Here is a 3,784-nt window from a genome sequence, read left to right as displayed (position 1 = left end):
GCCTTCAGCAGCGTGGTCTTGCCGGCGCCGTTGGGGCCCAGCACCACGGTCACGCCGGGCACGGCTTCGAGATCGAGACCCTGCACCACCTCGAAGCCGTGGTAGCCGGCGCGCAGGCCGCGCACGGCGAGGCGGCTGCCGTCGTTCGATGCAACGCTCATACCGTGGCCTCCATCTCGTCGCCCAGGTAGGCCTCGATCACCTCCGCGTTGCGCACCACCTCGGCGGGCGTGCCGTCGGCGATCTTGCGGCCCTGGTGCAGCACCAGCACGCGCTCGACGTACTTGAGCAGGGTGGTCACCACATGCTCGATCCACACCACGGTGAGCCCGTGCGCGTCGCGCAGCCGGCGGATGCGCTGCGCCATGGCCTCGACCTCGGCCTCGGTGAGCCCGGCCGCCACCTCGTCGAGCAGCAGCACGCGCGGCCGCGTGCCGAGCGCCATGCCGATCTCGAGCAGCCGCTGCTGCGAGGGCGTGACCTCGGCCGCGAGCCGGTCGGCGAACGCGCCCAGGCCCAGCATGTCGAGGATCTCCCGCACGCTCGCGAGGCCCGGCAGCGGCGCGCGGTGCCGGCCCGCGAACTGCATGCCGAAGCGCACGTTGTCCGCCAGGCTCATGCCGGCCATCACGCGCGGCGTCTGGAAGGTGCGCGCGATGCCGTGCGCGGCGAAGCGGTGCGGGCCGCGGCGCGTGAGGTCGATGCCGCCCTCCACCAGCAGTTGACCGCCGGTGGGCATCACCACGCCCGAGATGGCGTTGAAGAAGGTGGTCTTGCCCGCGCCGTTCGGGCCGATGATGCCGACCAGCTCGCCGGCATGCAGCGCGACGCTGACCGCGTCGACGGCGGTGAGGCCGCCGAAGCGCACGCTGACCTCGCGCGCCTCGAGCAGCAGGGGTCGCGCGGCCTCAGACATGGCGCGCTCCCTTCGCCTTGCGCCGCCACAGCGACGCCAGCCCCTCGGGCAGGTACATCACGCACAGGATCAGCAGCAGCCCGAGCACCATCATGTAGCCGTAGGGCAGTTGCAGCCGCAGGGTCTCGGACAGCACGCTGAACACCACGGCCGCGAGCACCGGCCCGCCGATGCTGGCGGCGCCGCCGATCATCGCGATCAGCACGGTCTGGAAGCCGATGAAGGGGCTGAAGACGGCGGCCGGCTCGATGTAGGTCCAGCGCACCGCCATCGCCGCGCCGACCGCGCCCGCGAAGGCGGCCGTCAGCGCGAAGCCGGCGATCTTCACGCGCCGCGTGTCCACGCCCAGGGTCTGGGCACGCTGCTCGTCGGCGCCGATGCCCGCGAGCGCGAGGCCGAAGCGGCTGCGCTTCACGGCCATCGCGGTGGCGATCGCCAGCACGGCGATCGCGAGCACCGTGAGGTAGACCGTCTCGTTGGACGGTACCTCGGTCAGCACCCGGCCCACGGTGCCCGAGACCTGCTTCTCGACGAAGGTCAGCGCATGCCGGATCAGCTCGGTCATGCCGAAGGTCAGCACCGCGAAGTAGGTGCCGCGCAGGTGCAGCACGGCCGCGCCCATCAGCAGCGCGACCGCGCTCGCGATGGCGGCGCCGCCGAGGATCACCAGCGGCCAGGGCAGCACGTCGAGCAGCACGGCGCTGGCATAGGCGCCGAGGCCGAAGAAGGCCGAGGTGGCGAGCGAGAGGTAGCGCGTGGCGCCGCAGAACAGCGACCAGCTCGTGGCCAGCGCGATGTACATCAGGCAGCCCAGCGCCACCGAGCTCAGGAACTCGCTGGCGACCCAGGGCACGCAGGCGGCGAGCGCGGCGGCGGCGCCGAGCAGCAGCCAAGGCCGCGCGGAAAAGGATGACGAGGAAGACGACAGCAGGCTCATCGCGAGAACAATCCGTTGGGCCGCCAGATCAGCACGCCGATGAACACGGCGTACGACAGCAGCATCTTGAGCGAGGGGCTGGTGAAGTACATGCCCAGCGCCTCGACCACGCCGAGCAGCAGGCCGCCGACCAGGCTGCCGGCGATGCTGCCGAAGCCGCCGAGCGTGATGACGATCAGCGCGGTCACGGTGTAGGGCTCGCCCATCGAGGGCGAGATCTCGTAGGTCATCGACAGCAGCGCGCCGGCCACGCCCGAGAGGCCCAGGCCGATGCCGAACATCAGCGGATGCAGCCGCCGGGTGTTGATGCCGACCAGTTGCGCGCCGGTGGGCGACTGCATCAGCGCGCGCACCGCCTTGCCCAGCAGGGTGCGCTTGAGCAGCGCCACCAGCACCAGGCTCAGCGCGAGCGCCACCCCGAACAGCACCAGCTTGTTGGCCGTGAAGCGCATCGCGCCGAGCTGCACCGGCTCGGCCAGGTAGTCGTAGCCGCGCAGGTCGCCGCCCCACACCAGCAGCGCGGTGTTCTGCACCAGGAACATCAGGCCGAAGCCCACCATCAGGCTGCGCGCCTCGAACACCTCGACGCTGGGCGCGCGCGCCGCCACCTGGCGAAAGCACAGCCAGTGCACCGCCATGCCCAGCGCCATCAGCAGCGCGAAGGCCACCGGCACGAACAAGAGCGGCGAGATGCCCAGCGCGGTGTGGGCCCACCAAGTCAGGAAGGCGCCGAGCATCAGGAATTCGCCGTGCGAAATGTTCATGATGCGCATCAGCCCGTACTGCAGGTTCAGGCCGATGGCCACCAGCGCGTAGATGCCGCCCGAGATCAGTCCGCCGGCCAGCAGCTCGGCCCATCCTCCGAAGGACATGCGACTACTTCCAGGCCGGCTTGGGCGCGAGCTGCGCGGTGGCGCGGTCCTTCGGCCACACGACCTCGAACTCGCCGCCCTGCCATTGCGCGACGGTGCCGGGCACCGACGCGTTCTCGCTGCCCTCGAAGCGGATCGGCCCGAGGATGGTCCCGAACTCGGTCTTCGCGATGTACTCGCGCAGCGCCTTGCGGTCCAGCCCCACGCTGGCCACGGCCTGCTGCAGGATCTCGAGGCCGGCCCAGGCATGGCCGCTGGCCCAGCGGTCGGGCTCCTTGCCGAACTTCTTCGTGTGGGCGTCGAAGTAGGCTTTGGCGCCGGGGCTGGTCTTGCCGTTCCACGAGCCCATGCCGATCACGCCCTCGGTGTTGGCGGCCATCACGTTCTTGTACAACTGGAAGGCGGTACCGACCGAGGCATAGAAGAACTTCGGGTTGAAGCCCACCTCGCGCGCCTGGCGGCTCGCGAGGATGGTGTCGGGCGGGTAGGTGATGCCGATGAAGGCGTCGGGGTTCAGGTCCTTGATGCCGCGCAGCACCGGCGCCAGATCCTTCACGCCGAGCGGATAGCTCTTGCGCTCCACCACCTGGATCTGCGTCTTCTTGAGCGCGTTGTTGAGCGCCGCGAAGTTCTCGAGGCCGAACAGGTCGTCCATGTAGATGATGGCGACGGTCTTCGCGCCCTGGGCCACCAGCAGGTCGACCAGCGCGCCCATCATCTTGTCGGGCTGCTGCAGCAGCGAGAAGAAGTAGGGCAGCCGCATGTCGATGAGCTTGCGCGACAGCGCGGTGGGCGCGAGCAGCGGATAGCCGAAGCGGTTGGCCAGCGGCGCGACCGCGAAGTTGGCGCCCGAGCCCCAGGGCGGCAGCACCAGGTCGACCTTGTCGCTGCCCATGAGCTTCTCGAAGGTGCGCACGCAGGTCTCGGTCTCGCTGCGGTCGTCGTAGCCGATCAGCTCGATCGGACGCCTGGCGCCGCCCTTCAGCGCGAGGCCGCCGGCCGCGTTGACCTGCTCGGCCCACAGCAGGTAGTTGGGCTCCTGGCTCACCTGCGCGCCCG

The 3,784-nt window shown here is 70.2% G+C and carries 4 protein-coding genes; all 4 read right to left on the bottom strand.

Features of this window, described 5'->3' with window-relative positions; all coding sequences use genetic code 11:
* Window positions 1-157 precede the first annotated feature (157 nt).
* Window positions 158-916, bottom strand: coding sequence for an ABC transporter ATP-binding protein (locus AC27VN_RS35440; protein ID WP_490879641.1), 759 nt, complete (start codon window positions 914-916; stop codon window positions 158-160).
* Complete coding sequence (locus AC27VN_RS35435; RefSeq protein ID WP_490879640.1) at window positions 909-1,853, bottom strand: branched-chain amino acid ABC transporter permease; 945 nt, start codon at window positions 1,851-1,853, stop codon at window positions 909-911. The genes AC27VN_RS35440 and AC27VN_RS35435 overlap by 8 nt, the downstream gene beginning before the upstream one ends.
* The gene (locus AC27VN_RS35430) at window positions 1,850-2,725 is read right to left on the bottom strand and encodes a branched-chain amino acid ABC transporter permease (RefSeq protein WP_431510739.1); all 876 of its coding nucleotides are present in this window, start codon (window positions 2,723-2,725) and stop codon (window positions 1,850-1,852) included. Before AC27VN_RS35430 ends, AC27VN_RS35435 begins: the two co-directional genes overlap by 4 nt.
* A 4-nt stretch (window positions 2,726-2,729) precedes the next feature.
* Window positions 2,730-3,784: amino acid ABC transporter substrate-binding protein (locus tag AC27VN_RS35425; RefSeq protein WP_490879639.1), on the bottom strand; the 1,055-nt coding region annotated here is incomplete at its 5' end.

Source organism: Variovorax sp. 20P10.2.4 (genome assembly GCF_058244205.1).
Note: the sequence above shows the minus strand (reverse complement) of the source record. Positions and strands in the feature narration are given on the sequence as shown.

Excerpts from the sequence above, each read along its gene's own strand:
- AC27VN_RS35440 (WP_490879641.1), bottom strand. The coding sequence starts at position 916 with ATGTCTGAGGCCGCGCGACCCCTGCTGCTCGAGGCGCGCGAGGTCAGC.
- AC27VN_RS35435 (WP_490879640.1), bottom strand. The coding sequence starts at position 1,853 with ATGAGCCTGCTGTCGTCTTCCTCGTCATCCTTTTCCGCGCGGCCTTGG.
- AC27VN_RS35430 (WP_431510739.1), bottom strand. The coding sequence starts at position 2,725 with ATGTCCTTCGGAGGATGGGCCGAGCTGCTGGCCGGCGGACTGATCTCG.